General features: G+C 47.6%; 14 protein-coding genes. 8 read left to right on the forward strand and 6 right to left on the reverse strand.

All coding sequences use genetic code 11. The features are described 5' to 3' along the window. Positions 1 to 3 precede the first annotated feature (3 nt). A complete protein-coding gene (locus AAC052_RS08170) occupies positions 4 to 1,062 on the reverse strand; it encodes an efflux RND transporter periplasmic adaptor subunit (protein ID WP_339812417.1) in 1,059 nt (352 codons plus the stop codon). Positions 1,063 to 1,420: 358 nt separating this feature from the next. Between AAC052_RS08170 and AAC052_RS08175 the strand changes: the two genes are divergently transcribed. The 7 genes from AAC052_RS08175 (at position 1,421) to AAC052_RS08205 (ending at position 12,417) form a co-directional block, all read left to right on the forward strand. Further along, entirely contained in the window at positions 1,421 to 4,768 is a 3,348-nt protein-coding gene (locus AAC052_RS08175) for a transglutaminase family protein (protein ID WP_339812418.1), read from the forward strand. A 73-nt stretch (positions 4,769 to 4,841) separates the two neighbouring features. Next, the gene (locus tag AAC052_RS08180) at positions 4,842 to 7,379 is read left to right on the forward strand and encodes a circularly permuted type 2 ATP-grasp protein (protein ID WP_339812419.1); all 2,538 of its coding nucleotides are present in this window, start codon (positions 4,842 to 4,844) and stop codon (positions 7,377 to 7,379) included. Between the two features lie 24 nt (positions 7,380 to 7,403). Continuing rightward, complete coding sequence (locus AAC052_RS08185) at positions 7,404 to 8,279, forward strand: transglutaminase family protein (RefSeq protein WP_339812421.1); 876 nt, start codon at positions 7,404 to 7,406, stop codon at positions 8,277 to 8,279. 70 nt (positions 8,280 to 8,349) lie between these two features. Beyond that, the gene (locus AAC052_RS08190; RefSeq protein WP_339812422.1) at positions 8,350 to 9,198 is read left to right on the forward strand and encodes a methylated-DNA--[protein]-cysteine S-methyltransferase; all 849 of its coding nucleotides are present in this window, start codon (positions 8,350 to 8,352) and stop codon (positions 9,196 to 9,198) included. Further along, the gene (locus tag AAC052_RS08195; protein WP_339812423.1) at positions 9,188 to 10,072 is read left to right on the forward strand and encodes a DNA glycosylase; all 885 of its coding nucleotides are present in this window, start codon (positions 9,188 to 9,190) and stop codon (positions 10,070 to 10,072) included. Before AAC052_RS08190 ends, AAC052_RS08195 begins: the two co-directional genes overlap by 11 nt. A gap of 85 nt (positions 10,073 to 10,157) precedes the next feature. Continuing rightward, positions 10,158 to 10,727, forward strand: coding sequence for a hypothetical protein (locus AAC052_RS08200; protein WP_339812425.1), 570 nt, complete (start codon positions 10,158 to 10,160; stop codon positions 10,725 to 10,727). 817 nt (positions 10,728 to 11,544) lie between these two features. Further along, entirely contained in the window at positions 11,545 to 12,417 is an 873-nt protein-coding gene (locus AAC052_RS08205) for a hypothetical protein (RefSeq protein ID WP_339812426.1), read from the forward strand. Between the two features lie 61 nt (positions 12,418 to 12,478). On the opposite strand, the gene AAC052_RS08210 is transcribed toward AAC052_RS08205, so the two are convergent. The 5 genes from AAC052_RS08210 to AAC052_RS08230 form a co-directional block, all read right to left on the reverse strand. After that, positions 12,479 to 13,087 (reverse strand): pentapeptide repeat-containing protein, encoded by a 609-nt coding sequence (locus tag AAC052_RS08210; RefSeq protein ID WP_339812428.1) that lies wholly within the window; start codon positions 13,085 to 13,087, stop codon positions 12,479 to 12,481. 168 nt (positions 13,088 to 13,255) lie between these two features. Then, positions 13,256 to 13,594 (reverse strand): HepT-like ribonuclease domain-containing protein, encoded by a 339-nt coding sequence (locus AAC052_RS08215; protein ID WP_339812430.1) that lies wholly within the window; start codon positions 13,592 to 13,594, stop codon positions 13,256 to 13,258. Next, positions 13,563 to 13,892 carry a nucleotidyltransferase domain-containing protein gene (locus tag AAC052_RS08220; RefSeq protein ID WP_339812431.1) on the reverse strand — a complete coding sequence of 110 codons (330 nt, stop codon included), beginning with the start codon at positions 13,890 to 13,892 and terminating at the stop codon, positions 13,563 to 13,565. The genes AAC052_RS08215 and AAC052_RS08220 overlap by 32 nt, the downstream gene beginning before the upstream one ends. Positions 13,893 to 14,397: 505 nt before the next feature. Continuing rightward, the gene (locus tag AAC052_RS08225; protein ID WP_339812432.1) at positions 14,398 to 14,667 is read right to left on the reverse strand and encodes an Ada metal-binding domain-containing protein; all 270 of its coding nucleotides are present in this window, start codon (positions 14,665 to 14,667) and stop codon (positions 14,398 to 14,400) included. Beyond that, entirely contained in the window at positions 14,664 to 15,356 is a 693-nt protein-coding gene (locus tag AAC052_RS08230; protein WP_339812433.1) for a 2OG-Fe(II) oxygenase, read from the reverse strand. Before AAC052_RS08230 ends, AAC052_RS08225 begins: the two co-directional genes overlap by 4 nt. Before the next feature lie 198 nt (positions 15,357 to 15,554). On the opposite strand from AAC052_RS08230, the gene AAC052_RS08235 reads away from it, so the two are divergent. Further along, positions 15,555 to 16,850 (forward strand): acetylxylan esterase, encoded by a 1,296-nt coding sequence (locus AAC052_RS08235; RefSeq protein ID WP_339812435.1) that lies wholly within the window; start codon positions 15,555 to 15,557, stop codon positions 16,848 to 16,850. The last annotated feature ends 86 nt before the right edge of the window (positions 16,851 to 16,936 follow it).

Genomic DNA, 16,936 nt, shown 5'->3' on the forward strand with positions numbered 1-16,936 from the left:
TACTTAATCGTTAGCAACAACAGGATCAATCACCAGACCTTCTTTCACTCGCAGCAAGTTGGTCGTCATCACCGTGTCGCCTTTGCTCAGGCCGGAAGTGATTTGTACCGAATTGCTGGTCCTCAAACCAACAGTCACCGTGGTTTGCACCGACTTCCCGTTCCTTACTGTGTACACAGTATAACCCGAAAGGTTAGGGATAAGCGCCTGAGAAGGCACCAAAAGTGTGTTTTCTTCGCCACCTATGGGCACAGTCACCGACGCAGACGAACCTGGCACCAGCATAAAATCTTTGTTTTCGGCAACGGCTCTTACAAAGAGACTTCTCGTTGTCTGGTCAATTTTTGGGTCAACCACGTTAACAGTGCCCTCATAGGTGCGGCTATCATTTTCGACCGTAAATGTGACCTTGTCACCCGACTTTATCTTGCTCGCATATTTTTCCGGAAGCGGAAACTCTATTTTCACTTTGCCCATGTCCTCCAGGTGGACGAGCGTTGTGTTTGGGTTCACGTAGGCGCCCGGACTAATCCTTCTTATCCCTGTTTTGCCATCAAAAGGTGCCAAAATGCCTGTTTTCCCTATTTGAATTTGAATCAAATCGATTTCTGCATCAAGCACTTCCTGGGAGTTCAATTCGTTTTCGTATTCCTCACGACTCACCGCCTCTGCTTTGTAAAGCGCTTCCATCCGCTTTACAGATGAGCTTACAAAGTTCTTACGAGCTTCCAGTATTTTCAATCGCCCCTGTAGCTCCGAGTCGTCGAGTTTGAAAAGGAGTTGTCCTTTCCTGACCAACTGGCCTTCTGAAAAGTTGATCCTTACCAACCGACCTGCCACTTCACTGGCAACCTCTACTTCTTCATTGGCATATATGGTCCCCAACACGTTGACCATTTCTTCCAGCGTGGTGTCTTTCACAAGAATTACCTCAGCCGCCAATCCTTTGCTTGGCGAGGTGACGGCAACAGGCGCTACTGCCTCTCCATTTCCGTTACGTGTGAGAAAGAATACCAACCCTCCGGCCACTACAATAACTGCGATTATTAGAATTTTCTTCATTACCCCGATTAAAACAACTTGAGCACAAATAGACGAGAAATTGGGGCCAGTTTGTTAAGAAATTTTAAGGATGGTAAAATATGGTAAGCGATAGCAAAATATTGTGATGAGTATCCATTGTGATTGCTTGCACTCAAATCCATCTCACTTTATGAAGTTTTCAATAAAATAACAATTTAGTTATTTATTTCCGTGTAAAATGTCTATTTTTAGTGATAAATTTAAAAATTAGCAATCCCCTTTTTCTTCTTCTGCCAAGGCCTGTAAAAGCGCAGGTGCTCAGCAAAACATTAAATGAGAGATTTGCCTTTTATTAATGGTTTCAGCCACTAAATTGAGCCAAACTTAGGTGTAAAATATGTCCGTAAGAGTTGCCATCCGCCACTATACTAGTTACAAGTACGAAAGACAGATCGAACTTTCGGCACAGGTGATCAGGCTCAGGCCTGCCCCGCATTCCCGCACAATGATCAAAGGATATTCCCTGAACATTGAGCCAAAAAACCATTTTATCAACTGGCAGCAAGACCCTTTCGGTAATTATCTGGCCAGGATCGTTTTTCCTGAAAAGGTGGATCATTTCATTGTCGACGTGGAAGTCATCGCCGAGATGGTCGTCATCAACCCGTTCGATTTTTTTGTTGAAGAATATGCAGAGAAGTTTCCTTTTCAATATGAGGCGTCGCTTCAAAAGCAGCTGCAGCCTTATTTGGAGGTGACTGAGAATGATGCAGTTCTGAACGACTGGATAGCGAAGGCAAAGCAGAGGATCACAAAGGACATGATCACTGTTGACGTGCTGGTGATGCTCAATCAAATGCTCAGCCAGGACATCGCCTACCGGATCAGGATGGAGCCCGGCGTGCAAAGTTGCCAGGAGACACTAACGCTAAAGTCTGGCTCCTGCAGGGATTCCGCATGGTTGCTCGTTCAGGTTTTGCGCCACCTGGGGCTGGCTTCACGCTTTGCCTCTGGTTATCTGGTGCAGTTGAAGGCTGATCAAAAATCGTTGGAAGGCCCGTCGGGCCCTGAGGAGGATTTCACCGACTTGCATGCCTGGACAGAGGTGTACATACCCGGCGCTGGCTGGGTCGGGCTCGACCCCACGTCGGGGCTATTTGCCGGTGAGGGACATATTCCCCTGGCCTGTACACCCGATCCACAAAGTGCAGCACCAATTTCCGGGGCTGCCGAGGCAGTGAAAACCGAGTTTCACTTCGAAAACAAAGTCACCCGTATTCACGAAAGCCCAAGGGTGACCAAGCCTTACTCTGATGACCAGTGGAACCAGATACTGGCCATTGGCGATCAGGTCGATGCTGAGTTCGTAGCTAACGATGTGCGGCTGACCATGGGAGGAGAGCCCACCTTTGTGGCCATGGACAACAACGAGGCACCCGAGTGGAATACTGATGCCGATGGGGAGCACAAACGCAAGCTGTCCAACGAGCTCTTTCACAAGCTGAAAGACCAGTTTGGCAATGGTGCGCTTATGCAGTACGGGCAGGGTAAGTGGTACCCCGGGGAGCCGTTGCCACGATGGAAGCTGGCTTGTTTCTGGAGGAAGGATGGTCTTCCACTTTGGCACAACGACAAGCTCATGGCCGACCTAAGCAAAGACTATAAGCTCATGCATGAAGATGCAGCCAAATTCATCAATACGCTAACGCAGTCTCTCCACCTCGATCCCGCAAATATTCACCCAGGCTACGAAGACCCCTTTTACTTTGCTTGGGAGGAAAGTCAGGTGCCTGTCAATGTCGACCCGCTCATGAAGGACCTGAAGTCTTCGCTGGAAAGACAAAAGCTGGCTGAGCTGCTTAGCCAGGGCATGGACAATCCCGTAGCCTTTACCATACCGCTTCAGTGGGATTTTGAAAGTGAAAACTGGCAGAGCTGTCGTTGGGAGTTTAGAAGGAAGCACTTGTTCCTTATCCCTGGCAATTCTCCGGCGGGGCTTCGGCTTCCGCTAAAATCGATTCAACACTTTGATGAGGACAAGCTGGAAGTGAGGCCTGAAAGAAGCCTTTTCGAAGAAGTAAATGCACTACCAGCTATTGGTGATGTGAAAGCGGAGTTTGTAAAAGAAGGAAAGGGCTTTAACAACGATAAAGTAATTTTTAAAACTGCGCTCGGTGTGGAAATCAGGCAGGGGAAACTGTTTGTGTTTTTGCCTCCGGTGACTCACTTTGAGCATTATATGCTTTTGGTCTCAGCCATTGAGCAAACGGCCGAAAAGCTACAGCTACCCGTACTGATTGAGGGGTACGACCCACCGTCCGACAACAGAATTCAAAAGCTGATGATTACGCCAGATCCTGGCGTAATTGAAGTGAACATTCATCCGGCTTCTTCATGGAAGGAGCTCAAGGATAATTACGACATCCTGTACCAAAAGGCGGCAGAAACCAAACTGATGACCGAGAAATTCAATCTCGATGGCCGTCACACCGGTACCGGCGGAGGTAATCACGTCACCCTTGGTGGGGTAACGCCAGCCGACAGCCCGCTGCTTCGCCGCCCCGACGTGCTCAAAAGCTTTATCACTTACTGGCAGCACCATCCGGCACTTTCATACCTTTTTTCTACACAATTTATTGGGCCAACCAGCCAGGCACCGAGGGTGGATGAAGGCCGGGACGAAATCCTTTACGAGCTGGAGTTGGCCTTTCAGCAGGTGCCCGACATGAAAGAGGACGATGTACCCTATTGGCTGGTAGACCGAATCTTCCGCAACCTGCTGGTAGACATCACAGGCAACACCCACCGGGCGGAATTTTGCATCGATAAGCTCTATTCACCGGATTCTTCCTCCGGCAGGCTGGGTATTCTGGAATTCCGTGGCTTCGATATGCCTCCCCATTACCGCATGAGCATGGTTCAGTTCCTTTTGATCAGAACGCTGCTGAGCTGGTTCTGGAAGACGCCCTACAACCACAAGCTGGTGCGCTGGGGCACATCGTTGCACGACAAGTTTATGCTGCCTCACTATTGTTATAAGGACATGACGGAGGTGGTGAACGACCTCAAGAATGCCGGGTACAACTTCGATGTGTCCTGGTTCGATCCGTTCTTTGCCTTCCGCTTTCCCTTCCTGGGCGAACTGCAGGTCGACGATATTCATGTGGAGCTCAAAATGGGCATCGAGCCGTGGCATGTGTTGGGTGAGGAAATGTCCAACTCCGGCACCGCTCGTTTTGTCGATTCTTCATTGGAAAGGCTACAAGTGAAAATTACCGGATTGACCGAGTCCCGCTACAAGCTGCTTTGCAATGGTTTTGCCATTCCGTTGAAGAATACTGGTACTCAGGGCGAGTATGTGGCAGGCATCCGCTATCGGGCCTGGGCACCTCCATCGGCACTGCATCCCACGCTGGGAGTCGACACTCCTCTGGTGATCGATATCTACGACACATGGACGAAAAAGTCGGTGGCGGCTTGTCAGTACCACGTGGCTCATCCTGGCGGCAGAAACTATGCGACCTTCCCTGTGAATAGCTATGAGGCGGAAGCGAGAAGGGTTTCCCGCTTCTTCGACTTTGGGCATTCTATCAATATGGTGGAGCCAACGGTAATGCAGCCTCAGGCGGCTGGCCGGTTTGTGACCAAAATCAACATCCTGCCCACTTATGATATAAAAATAGAGGAAGTTAATCAGGATTATCCTAACACTATGGACCTGAGAAGGTACAAAGGGCGAAAATAATGCTGTGCCTGCCACCGCTATAATATCTTCACAAATCAACTTTGGAATCACAAAAAATTGGTGAGATTTGGCGATGATTAAATCGTACCTGGCAGACAGAACGAATTCCAATGAGCCGTTCTTTGATGAGATGACCACGCCCGATGGCAAGGTGTGGCCTCACTGGGAAAAGCTGGCCAATGCCTATGAAAAGCTGGGCATTGAGCGGATGGAGCAGCGGAACAAGGAAGTGGGGCAGCAGCTCAGGGAAAATGGGGTGACCTACAATGTGTATGGCGACCCCAACGGGATGAACCGCCCGTGGAATCTCGACCCGGTTCCCATGGTGTTCAGTCAGAGCGAATGGGAGGTCATAGAGAAAGGCCTTTCTCAAAGAACCGAGCTACTCAATATTATCCTTTCAGATATCTACGGTGAAAGAAAGCTGATCAGAGAGGGGTTGATTCCTTTCGAAATGATTTATAACCACCAGGGTTTTCTCCGCCAGGTAGATAAAATTCGCATACCCGGGCCCCAGCAGCTGGTGCAATACTCGGCCGACCTTGCCCGTGGCCCCAATGGAAAAATGTGGGTGCTCCACGACCGAACCGATGCTCCTTCCGGAGCAGGGTATTCCCTGGAAAACAGGGCTGCCATGACCAGGGTGTTCCCCGACATGATCAGGGAAAACCAGGTAAGGAAAATCTCGTCTTACTATCAAACGCTCAAGAACACGCTCTCAACACTGTCGTGGAAAAACAAGGAGAACCCGAGGATTGTGATGCTTTCTCCCGGCCCTTCGAACGAGACATTCTTTGAGCATGCCTACCTTTCTTCTTTCATGGGCTTCACCCTGGTGTTTGCTCAGGACTTGACCATGAGCGACGGCTACATCTGGCTGAAAACGCTGAAGGGCCTGGAGAAGGTGGATGTGATTGTAAGGAGGGTGGACGACGTATTTTGTGATCCGCTTGAATTCAGGGCCGACTCGCACTTGGGGGTCGTTGGGCTTATGGAGGCGGTGAGGCAGAAAAACGTGATGGTGATCAATCCCCTTGGCTGCCGCATCCTCGAAAACCCTGGTTTGATGGCGTTTTTGCCAAAACTAAGCAGGAACGTATTGCAACAGGAGTTGATACTGCCGTCGGTAGCGACCTGGTGGTGTGGACAGGAAAAGGAAAAGAAGTACGTCCTGGAGAATATCGATAAGCTGATCATCAGGATGATCTACCGAAATGACAAAAATAAGTCGGTGTATGGAGGGGAGCTGAGCAAAAGGGAAATTGAGCAGCTAAAAGAAGAAATCAAGGTCAGGCCGTACCTCTTCGTTGGGCAGGAAATGGTTGATTTTTCAACTACTCCGTCGCTCATTGACGGAAAGCTGGAGGCTAGAAATGCTGTATTCAGAAGCTATGTAGTCGCCGATTCTGAAAACGAAACCTACTACGTCATGCCGGGAGGGCTGTCACGCAGCTCACCTAAAAAAGGTGTTTTTATTGTTTCTAACCAATCGGGAGGTATTAGTAAAGACACCTGGGTGCTGGGTCATGCCAAAGAGCAGGTGCAGGTGAATAGGCCGCCTGTCATTGTGCAGCAAACGGAGAACATATTACCAAGCCGAACCGGAGAAAATCTGTTTTGGCTGGGGCGCTATTTGGAGCGGACTGTCAGCACCATCAGGCTGATGAGGATTGTGCTGCGAAAGTTCAATGAAACGGACGATGAGGTCAACATCGAGCATGATCAAACCCTCGTTACACTGCTGAAGGGGCTTACTTCCCTCACAAGTACGCAGCCGGGCTTTCACGACAAAAGGGTACTCAAAGACCCCGAAAAGGAGCTCTATTCATTGGCCATTGATCAAAACCGATTTGGGTCACTCGCTCATTCGCTAAAGTCTTTCCTGTCTAATGGCTATGCCATCAGGGACCGACTCAGTCTGGATACCTGGCGTATCCTGGATTTGATTTCTGAGGAATGGGAGATTATGAAAATGAATGGCACCAACCTGAGAGGAATCTATCACCGCCTTGATCATTTGATTGTGCATATGATGGCCTTCAACGGCCTCAATATTGACAACATGACCAGGGAGTCTACCTGGAGGCTGCTTAATATAGGGCGTTTCATTGAGTCGTCTATTGGCACCTGCCTGATGCTGCAGGCTACTTTGTCGGCCAAATCCACTTCTGATCAGGAAAAATCGCTCATCGAGCTGATTCTGATGAGCAACGAAAGCCTGGTGACCTACCGGTACCGCTATCGGTCCAACCTGGAAGTGCTGGGAGTACTGAACTTGTTGCTGGCCGACGACAGAAATCCCCGGGCCATTGTGTACATGATTGAACGTATCGATGATCACCTGAAGCAATTGCCGTCTTTGGGCATTGGCACCGGTTTAAGCCCGGCCCGAAAGAAGCTTTTGGAAGCCCTATCAAAAGTCAGGCTTGTTGATCTCGATGAGTTAGCCGAACTGAAGCCCGACGCTGACACACGCAAGGAATTAAAGCAGTTCCTGGGCGATATCATTCAGCTCTTGCAGCAAGCTTCCACTTTGATATACGAAAGCTATTTCAGTCACACCCAAAGCCAGTATGGTTTTGTTAAAGCCAACAGGTTGCCAGAGATTTAAGGCAGCACATTCCTAACGAATGAAATGAAATACAGAGTCACCCATATTACGAAATACGATTACCAAACGCCCACGGCGCTGTGCCACAATATTGTGGTTCAAAGTCCGGCCCGGCTTCCTTTTCAGCAGGTGAAATCGTATAGGTACAATATTTTCCCCGAGCCCAATTACCTGGCTACCCGCAAAGACTTTTTTGACAATGAGTTCATGTATTTTTCGGTGCAAAAAACACATCAGAAACTGCTGGTGGAGTCGAAAAGTGAGGTCGAAATAGGGATGCCTGCCTGGGCGAACCTTGACTCAAAGCAAACCGAACCCTGGGAAGACGTGGTGAGCTGGTTGCAAACCACCGATGCCATGAACGATATTCGCCAGTTTTACCTGGAGTCTACACATGTGAGCTTTATACCCGGGGTAAAAGAATACACGCTGGAGTCGTTTACACCCGGCAGGCCTGTGATGGATGCCATGCTTGATCTCAACAAGCGGATCAATAAAGATTTTAAATTCACGCCTGGCTTTACCGACATCAGCACCCCTTTGGAAGAAGTATTTAAACACAGAAAAGGTGTTTGTCAGGACTTTGCCCACTTTTCCCTTGCCTGTGTGCGGTCTCTTGGTTTGGCCGCAAAGTATGTGAGCGGTTATATCGAAACGATTCCCCCTCCCGGCAAACCCAAGATGGTGGGTGCCGATGCCTCCCATGCATGGAATGCAGTCTACATTCCCAGCATTGGTTGGGTAGAGTTCGATGCTACCAACAATTTGCTTGTTAAAGATCAGCACATCAGAGTGGCTTTTGGGCGTGACTTTGCCGACGTGGTGCCGCTGAAGGGCATTGTTTATAGCAATGGAGGCCAGAAAATGGTGGTGACGGTAGATGTGAGCCGACTTGGGTAGAGGCAAAGTCAGCAAGTTTCGGGTTTCTATACAGATGGCTTTACTGTTTTTTTGAGTAAATTTTGAAGCCATGAACGATTACCAAAGAATTGCCAAAGCCATTGAGTTCATCAGTGAGCATTTCAAAGAGCAGCCTAAGCTCGAAGCAGTAGCCGATGCTGTGCATCTGAGCCCCTTTCATTTTCAACGCATGTTTACCAGTTGGGCTGGCATAAGCCCCAAGAAATTTCAACAGTTTCTCAGTCTCAACCTCTCCAAGGAGCTGATGAAAACTGGCGATGTGCCGCTGAGCGAGGTCGCCTACGAAGCAGGTTTCTCTGGCTCCAGCCGCTTGCACGATCTTTTTGTGACCATTGAAGCCATGACGCCCGGTGCTTATAAAAGCAAAGGTAACTGCCTGAACATCAATTACAGTTTTCACGAATCTCCCTTTGGTGGGCTGATCGTTGCTTCTACCGACCTGGGCATCTGCAAGCTCGAGTTTGTGCCCACGCCCGAAGAGGGACTGGCCCTGCTGAAATCAGAGTGGCCCGAGGCGGTATTGACAGAGAACGCTGATGCTAATCAAGCCGCTGTGAATCAAATTTTCGGAGTCGGTGAGGCGAGCCAGCAGGCCATTCAACTTAATTTGAAGGGGACCCCATTTCAGGTCAAAGTGTGGGAAGCATTGCTCCGCATTCCCGAGGGCCAGCTGAGTACTTACCAGCAAATTGCCGACTATATTGGCAACCCAAAAGCATCAAGGGCAGTAGGGTCTGCCATAGGCAGCAACCCAGTGGCCGTACTGATCCCCTGCCATCGGGTGATCAGAAGAGATGGCGGCATTGGCGGCTATCATTGGGGCAACGACCGCAAGCTAAGCCTGATTGCCTGGGAGAAGGTGCGAACCATGGCAGAAGAGGAGATGCATGCCGCTTAGTCTTTCTATTCCAACACCAGAAAACTTTAGTTTCAAAGAATGCCTGTGGTTTCTCGACAGGGGCTTTGATGACTGCCTGCACAAGGTGAAGGGTGGGTCGGTTACCAAGCTTTTGAGAATTGGAGGTCAAGGGCATTCTCTTTTAAGCATCAGTGAATCGGATGGTGCACTTCGGGTGGATTTGCTGAAAGGTGAGGCCAGGGAATCGGAGATTGTCAGTTACATCACCGAGTGGCTGCATTTGAAAGGGGACGTTGCGCCGTTGAAAGCCATTGCCCGGCAAGACGCTGACCTTGAGCAGTTGGTTGAAAAATATTGGGGGCTTCGTTTGATCTCCATCCCCGATCTTTTTGAAGTGCTTTGCTGGAGCATTATTGGCCAGCAGATCAACCTGACATTTGCCTACAAGCTCAAAAGAAGCCTGGTGGAAGCCGTTGGCGAAAGCGAAACCTACGAGGGGGAGACCTACCATGTTTTTCCCACCCCGAAGCAGGTGCTCAAGCTGTCTTTCGACGACCTGAAAGGCATGCAATACTCATCTCAAAAGGCCAGATACCTGCACATAGTAGCCGAAGCCTTTCTCGCAGGTGAGGTCTCTGTAGAAAAGCTTTCTTTGCTAGAGAGCACACCGGAGATGCTGAAATGCCTCATGAGCCTGAAGGGCGTAGGTGAGTGGACGGCCAACTACGTGGCCATGAAATGCCTGCGCAGGGCCGATGCCATTACCTATGGCGATGCAGGGCTCCTCAACGGCTACAAGCAGCTGAAAGGCCTCGATAGGAAACCAACCAGAGAAGAGCTGGAAGACTTTTTCCGGCAATTCCCAGGATGGGAGGCCTACATTGTGTTTTATATCTGGAGGTCGCTGGCCTGAAATTAATTATTTTCTTAGTTTTAGGGATAAAATATTTCTTTTAAGGCACAAAGAGCACATTGTGTATTTATTTTATATTTGATATATGAAATATTGCTTCTCATTCATTTTCATTATTGCAGTCTTCTTGGTTGGTTGTCAGGATGAGGAAGGACTTCCGGAGTACTCACCACGGACTACGACAATAAAAGATGTGCCGCCCTCGGTTGATTACGACATGAATGGAGATGGTATAAATGATTTTGCCGTCCAATATGGCATGCTTATCTGGGATGGGGTTAATAGTTCAGGTACTGGGTTAACTGGACGGATTCGTGCCCTGGGCGAAAGTGCTATCTTTGGGAGAAGTGGAGAAACCGAGCTCTTTCTGCTGCCAGGTGACACTGTTCGGCGCTTGGCGCTGGTTCCGGAGATGTGGGATAATTACAGCCCTGAAATTGTGTCAATCACCGATGCACCATATAACGTTTGGGAAGACGAGTGGACTATTAGGGGTAAAAGTGAACAGGGTTTCAGCTATGTCGGAATCAAGTTGAGAGACAATGGGCTTTTTTCGGTTGGGTGGTTGAAGATTCAGGCTGACAAGGAAACAGGAGATATTAAAATTATTGAATGGGATTTTCGTGCTGAGTCGGAAATTGTCATAGACAGGTGAGTGAGGCCAAAACAGCGAGGGCGGGACTACAAAAGTTTGGTGTCTCAGTCGGTTTACGCTTTCCCAAAGTGGCTGCCAGCCGATCAGCTTTGCTGTTGACAAGCAAAACTTTTGTAGTCTGGGCGTCACCGGCTCCCCCTCCCACGGGGTTAAAAAACCACTCTCCTCTTCTCCCAAACTGGCCTGATTTTCGTATACTCATACACACAGGAGCGTTTACCTCAATTTTTGCCTCTTTCTCACCAAACTCTTTCCGTCTTCAGTTTGGTGCGCACAAATAGCTCCTATGGTGCCCAGCACTTACTACCTATGCTGCCTAGCACTAACTATGTGTGGTGCGCACCACAGCCTCCTGTTAAGCCCTTATCACACCTATCATAAGCGCTTATCCGGAACGAAGCAACGCCTTTACTACCTATATGATAAGGGCTTATGAGGTAGTGACACAAGCGCTTGTCTACCACTTGGATAAGCGCTTAACAGGTAGTGGGACATGCGCTTAACAGGTAGCCGCAGTAGCTAGGGGAGACCCTTGCGGCTGATGGGGAATGTGGCCGGATCGCAGATGGTTCGATAGTGGGGCGGATTGAAGTCCTGAACAGCCCGGTTTATACACACATTACTACCAAACATTCGATCAGCAAAGAAGCCCGTTGGATAGCTAGGACATTTAGCGCCAAAAATATATGTTTATAATGGGCAAGCATCCAGGAATTTTTCTCAATGGCCACCTGTGACTATATTGAATATAAACGCTAGTGGTGGGACTGACTGGGGTCTATATAACGGTTGTGTGGTATTTGACTAAAGAGAAAATATGGATAAATTAAAAATAATATTTTCATTTTTTACAAAAGAAAATATTTCAATTACTCTGTTAATAATATATTCAGTTAGCTTTATTAATTACTATTTGTATTATAAAAGCTTTAGTATTCCTATTTTTAATTATTTAGCTGTTGCAGATTTAGTGTATTTTACGCTGGAGTATGTTTTTCAAATAGTGTTAATAATATTACTGTATGAAATATCTTTTTTCATCGCATTTTCTTATTTATGGATAATTTATGAGAGAATTGTGCTAATCAGAAGAAAAAAATTCTTTTACTACTTGGGTTTAAATAAGAGACAAAAAGAAAGGATTACTGATTTATTTGAAAAGCCTTTTAAAAAAGGATTAGCAAGTAGTAAAATGATAATCGCACTAATTGGGATCTTTTTTATTGGTTTTTTTCCAAATAAATTGCTTTTCATTCCTGCATACTTTGTGTATTTCGTTTATCTAATAGGTGTAATATCTGATGAAAGGATGCTAAACATTTCGATACCAATGGCGATAGTCATAATAATACTTTGTATGCTTATTTCTACTTTATTCAATTCATACACAAAAAGATTTGAAAAAGATGAGTATTCAATTTCGTTCATTGAGAATAATGAATTTATTACAACCGAGAAATGTAAAGGCAATTTAAATTATTTGGGAGAAACTTCTACTAACATCTTCTTATACGATATTGACAACAAAGTGTCTAGGATTTATAATAAGTCAAAAATTACCAGCTTTGAGATTCAGAACACAAATAATTTGGATTTTTTTATTATAAAAATAAGAGACTCATATCCATTTAAAATACTTAGAGAGATGCTAAATGAACAAAATACGCCACACAACACTTTGTATAAGTAATGGCGATAAGCAAGGCTGAATCTTTTTGAAAGTCAGGTAAATCAAACACTTCTTTCTCCTCTTAGGGCATCACCAAATTGAATACACTTGCTAGGTCGGCGCCAGCAAGATCAGCCCCTTGAAGATTAGCTCCTGTAAAATTCGTTTTCGCAAGTTTAGCTCTTATAAGTTTAGCTCCTGTAAGATCAACACCTACAAAACATGCATTAGTGAGATTAGCTTCAGTGAGATTGGCATTCGTAAGGTGAGCTCCTTCAAAATCCGCTCCGGTCAGATCCGCTCCGGTTAAATTAGCGCTAATTAGATTAGCGCCTGTAACATTTGCTTCCCGAAGAATAGCTCCTGTTAGATCAGCACCTGTAACCTTGGCGTCCATAAGGGTAGCTTGCGTAAGATTTGCATGTTTGAGATTAATGCCTTCAAGATTTTGTAGCCAAAAATTAGCTACTTTCAGATTAGCTCCAGTGAAATTGGCTCCAGTGAAATTAGCTCCAATAAAATTAGCGCCTTCAAGGTTGGTTCCTGTAAGATTGGCACCGCTTAAATTCACAGAGAAAAAAAGTAGTCCGCTTAAATTTAGTCCGCTTAAATTTAAACCGCTCAGATTAGGTTTACTAGCCAAATCACGGTGTAGGAGTTTAAATATGTCTTCTCTGGTTAATTTTGTCATAAGGTTTTAGTTTAATGGGTAAAAACTTGCTCCCCATGCTGGTTCCGGTGGCCGGAGTGCTCCTGCTAGCCCCGGCACTGAAAGCTGCGCTGCTGCGAGACTTTGGTTCGTACCAATGGCAAATGTGAGCGACCTGCGCCTCCAATAAAAACAGTCCCCAGATTAAGCTTAAGTGCTCTTCAGTAAAGCCTGAATTTCGGCCTTTAATATTGGAATGTGCCGGACAATGGCTCCCCAAACAATTTCGTCGTCTATTTTATCATAACCATGGATGACTCGATTTCTCATCCCAATTATTAACTCTGTGCTTGAAATCTTGATATCAGGATCAATCTTCATGAGTTTGTTCAATGCTTCGCCAATGATTTCAAACTCCCTTTCCACGGCCCTTCTGAGCATCTTGTTGGACTTATAGGCAGTAAAGCTCCTTTCGGAACCAAGATAATCTTCAATTGACCCAACTGCAGTATTTATATCAAGCAACAGCTTTTTTATCTCTATTTGCACTGTAGACTAGTTTTTTTATTTTGTCGACCGATTCGATGAAATAAGGATTGGAGAGCGAGCGGGTAGTTGTGAGATCAACTTTTCTGCCGAATAAGGCCTCAAGAGCAAAGCAAAACTGGAAGTAATTGTCGGTGTAGTCTCCGAAATCCATAGGCTGGAACTCCACCAGAAAGTCAATGTCGCTGCTGGAAGTGAAGCGATTGGTGGTGACTGAACCAAAGACATAGAGATTTTCCACCCTGTGCTTTTTGCTAAGAAGGGCTAATTTGTCTATCGCCTTTGTGATAATGGGGTTCATAAGTAGCTATAAAGATACTAAATGATCTGTAAATGTGAGCGCTTTGGCTAACTCCATCGAGGGCAAACGCATTTAAAACTATTTAACTTTGAAATTCTTCTTTTTACCCTAGCCCTAAAGGGAAAGAAGAATTTCAAAGCTGTTTCACCCTTAAGGGCCGGGGTAGAAAAACAGCTTTGAAAATAATTTATCTAATTTGTTTTAAATGCGTTTGCCCTGTAACTCCATCTAGTCCCAGCACAGATCGCTGATGCGAGACTTTGGCTTATAGAAATGGGGTTGGGGTGAGGTGGAAACTCCGAAAAACGGTTGTTGCGAAGCTGTGGATAAATCGCTTCCTTAGACAAATCACTATCAGCTGTGGCAATCTGTCTGAACATGCAGCCTGATCTAACAGATTGCCATGTCACGAATATTCTCATCTCACAATTGGCATTTACAGTGTGACTCGCAATAACCGGGCAGGTGATGTTTACTGCTTCCGCATGTCAGGTGATTAACAAATTCAATACCCGTCTACATTCCCCTTCCACCTTCCATACTCCTCCCGCATACAGTGCCCGCAGGGCCGGAAGCCGAGCTGCTGGGCTTCTGTTGCATCCAAAAAGAATACCCTGTTTGCTGGTTTCATCCTTTTGCCTGACGGGCAGCTAAGCTGGCCGTAGATTTTCAGTTGGGCGTTGCCACCCAGCGTTACTTTGCCTTGCCTGATGAGAGCAGAAAGCTGACGGCTCCGGGCGAAGTGGGTGCTCCCCAGGTCTGTATGCCGGATCATTTGGCGTCGTGCAAAGGAATGCCCAGCGTCATCCGGTGGCCGGAGTGCACCGTGCTTACGCCGTGCCGCATCTGCACCCTGTAGTAGCCTTTGCTGCCCATCACGGGACGCTGGCTGGTAGCAAATATGATCAGGTCGCCCTGCTTTGGTGTGAGCGATACAGCCTTTGATTGCGCTCTTGGCCTTTGTTCCACCAAAATAAACTCACCCCCCTCATAGTCCCAGCCGGGCTGCTTGAGAAAAAAGACCGGCTGAAAAGGGAAGTTGACATCGCCATACAGGTCCTGGTGAAGGGTGTTGTACCCGCCATCGCCGTATGTCAGCAGCAGGGGAGTAGGTCGGCGCTGTCCTTTGTCATGGCAAAGCTGGAGGAAGTCAGCATGGGCCTCAGGGAATGTCAGATTGAGCCGCAACGCTTTGCTCCAGAGATTGGCCGCAGGCACCAGCATTTCGTAGAGCTGTTGCCGAAGTGACTGTAACTGGTCAGGCAAAGGATAGTTGAAATACTTGTACTCTCCCTCTCCAAACCTGTAGCGGGCCATATTGATGGTGGTTCTGAACAGGCCTGGTTCGGCGTACCAGGCCATTATTGCTTCACACTGCTCCTGAGTCAGCACACTTTCTAGGTGGACAAATCCCTGCGAAAGCAAGGTGTGTTGCAGACTGTCGGCAGTCACAGCTAAATTCATGACTTGCATATGAAAAGGGTAAAAGAGTTAGCACGTTTCTAAGATTCAAAATTACCCTGACCCTGTGCACGTGGCAATCCGATTCTTGCGCTCCTGGTTTTGGGGGATGTCAGCAGGTGATAAACAGCTCCCTTGCTTCGCAGAAATCAGGTTGCAATACATGGGTATTTGTGCTTTCTTCACATAAAAACACATCCTATGTCACTTCTCAAGCATCTTCGTATTGGCTTCACTTGCGTTGTCTTTTTAGTTGCCAGCGCCGCTTTGGCACAAAAAGTTGTCATTACGCCCGACAAGGCTGACGGTGTTTATAAAGTAGGTGAAACCGTTACCTGGAAACTTAACTGCGCCGAGGATTGTGACTCTGTTCGATACGTGCTGAAAAAAGGAGGCCTGACCGATATCCAGCATGATGATGTTTCCTTTGACAAGGGTACTCCTCAGGTGAGCTATACCTTTGATGCGCCCGGCACCATGCTGCTGGAAGTGAGCTGGGGAAAAGGCGGATGGGGAAACAGAAGTGTGGGAGGGGCTGTGGCCAATCCGGATCAAATTGCCCTGTCTGCCGAAAAGCCAAAAGACTTTGATAGTTTCTGGAACAAGCAGCTCAAGCAGCTTGAAAAAGTACCTGCAAATCCTGTGCTCGAAAAAGGAGAAAGCGGCGTAGACAATGTCGACTACTGGAAGATTTCCATGGACAACATCAATGGCAGCCACATTCAGGGGCAGCTGGCCAAACCATCTTCAGGAGAGAAGTTTCCAGCGTTGCTTATTGTGCAGTGGGCGGGTGTGTATCCGCTCGACAAAGGCTGGGCCGTGAACCGGGCGAAGGATGGATGGTTGACGCTGAATATAGAAGCCCATGACCTGCCCATCGACGAACCCAAGGATTTTTACAAACAACAATCCGATGGGCCATTGAAAAATTACCCCGCTATTGGCAACGAAAGCCGTGAAACGAGCTACTTTCTGCGCATGTATCTTTCCTGTTACCGGGCAGCGCAATACCTCACCGAGCGCCCCGACTGGAATGGCAAAACGCTGGTAGTGATGGGCGATAGCCAGGGTGGGCAGCAAACCCTGATGACGGCTGGTTTCCATCCCGCCATTACCGCCGCCATTGCGCTGGTGCCAGCTGGCTTCGATATGCTGGGCCCGGATGTAGGAAGAAAAGGAGGGTGGCCCCAGTGGTATGGCAGCACCGATGGCAAAGACCCTGCAAAAGTGCATGAAGCCAGCCGCTACTATGATGTGGCCAACTTCGTTACCAATATCAAATGCCCGGTGCTGGTAGGCATCGGTCTGCTCGATGAAACCTGTCCTCCGGAAGGGATTTTAGCAGGTGTCAATCAGCTCACCACACCCAAGCAGGTGATGATCCTGCCCACCTCTGGCCACCAGGATCGCAACGGTTCTCAGGAGCCTTTCCGAACCCAGCGTGACAAGGTTTGGCTGCCTGCGCTGCGTGACGGCAAAGGAGCGCCGGTGCAGTAAAGTCCACGCTGAAAAAGTTACTTTTCATGGAGGTTGTCTGGTCTGAGCGCCGGGATATAATCCCGGGGTACGTTTGCTAGCGTGAG

It is taken from the genome of uncultured Imperialibacter sp. (genome assembly GCF_963974565.1).
In the GTDB taxonomy this organism is placed as follows: domain Bacteria; phylum Bacteroidota; class Bacteroidia; order Cytophagales; family Cyclobacteriaceae; genus Imperialibacter; species Imperialibacter roseus.

Coding starts and splice junctions, on each gene's coding strand:
- AAC052_RS08170 (WP_339812417.1), bottom strand. CDS start 1,062: ATGAAGAAAATTCTAATAATCGCAGTTATTGTAGTGGCCGGAGGGTTG.
- AAC052_RS08195 (WP_339812423.1), top strand. CDS start 9,188: ATGCCGCTTAGTCTTTCTATTCCAACACCAGAAAACTTTAGTTTCAAA.
- AAC052_RS08200 (WP_339812425.1), top strand. CDS start 10,158: ATGAAATATTGCTTCTCATTCATTTTCATTATTGCAGTCTTCTTGGTT.
- AAC052_RS08190 (WP_339812422.1), top strand. CDS start 8,350: ATGAACGATTACCAAAGAATTGCCAAAGCCATTGAGTTCATCAGTGAG.
- AAC052_RS08230 (WP_339812433.1), bottom strand. CDS start 15,356: ATGAATTTAGCTGTGACTGCCGACAGTCTGCAACACACCTTGCTTTCG.
- AAC052_RS08185 (WP_339812421.1), top strand. CDS start 7,404: ATGAAATACAGAGTCACCCATATTACGAAATACGATTACCAAACGCCC.
- AAC052_RS08180 (WP_339812419.1), top strand. CDS start 4,842: ATGATTAAATCGTACCTGGCAGACAGAACGAATTCCAATGAGCCGTTC.
- AAC052_RS08175 (WP_339812418.1), top strand. CDS start 1,421: ATGTCCGTAAGAGTTGCCATCCGCCACTATACTAGTTACAAGTACGAA.
- AAC052_RS08210 (WP_339812428.1), bottom strand. CDS start 13,087: ATGACAAAATTAACCAGAGAAGACATATTTAAACTCCTACACCGTGAT.
- AAC052_RS08225 (WP_339812432.1), bottom strand. CDS start 14,667: ATGATCCGGCATACAGACCTGGGGAGCACCCACTTCGCCCGGAGCCGT.
- AAC052_RS08235 (WP_339812435.1), top strand. CDS start 15,555: ATGTCACTTCTCAAGCATCTTCGTATTGGCTTCACTTGCGTTGTCTTT.
- AAC052_RS08220 (WP_339812431.1), bottom strand. CDS start 13,892: ATGAACCCCATTATCACAAAGGCGATAGACAAATTAGCCCTTCTTAGC.
- AAC052_RS08205 (WP_339812426.1), top strand. CDS start 11,545: ATGGATAAATTAAAAATAATATTTTCATTTTTTACAAAAGAAAATATT.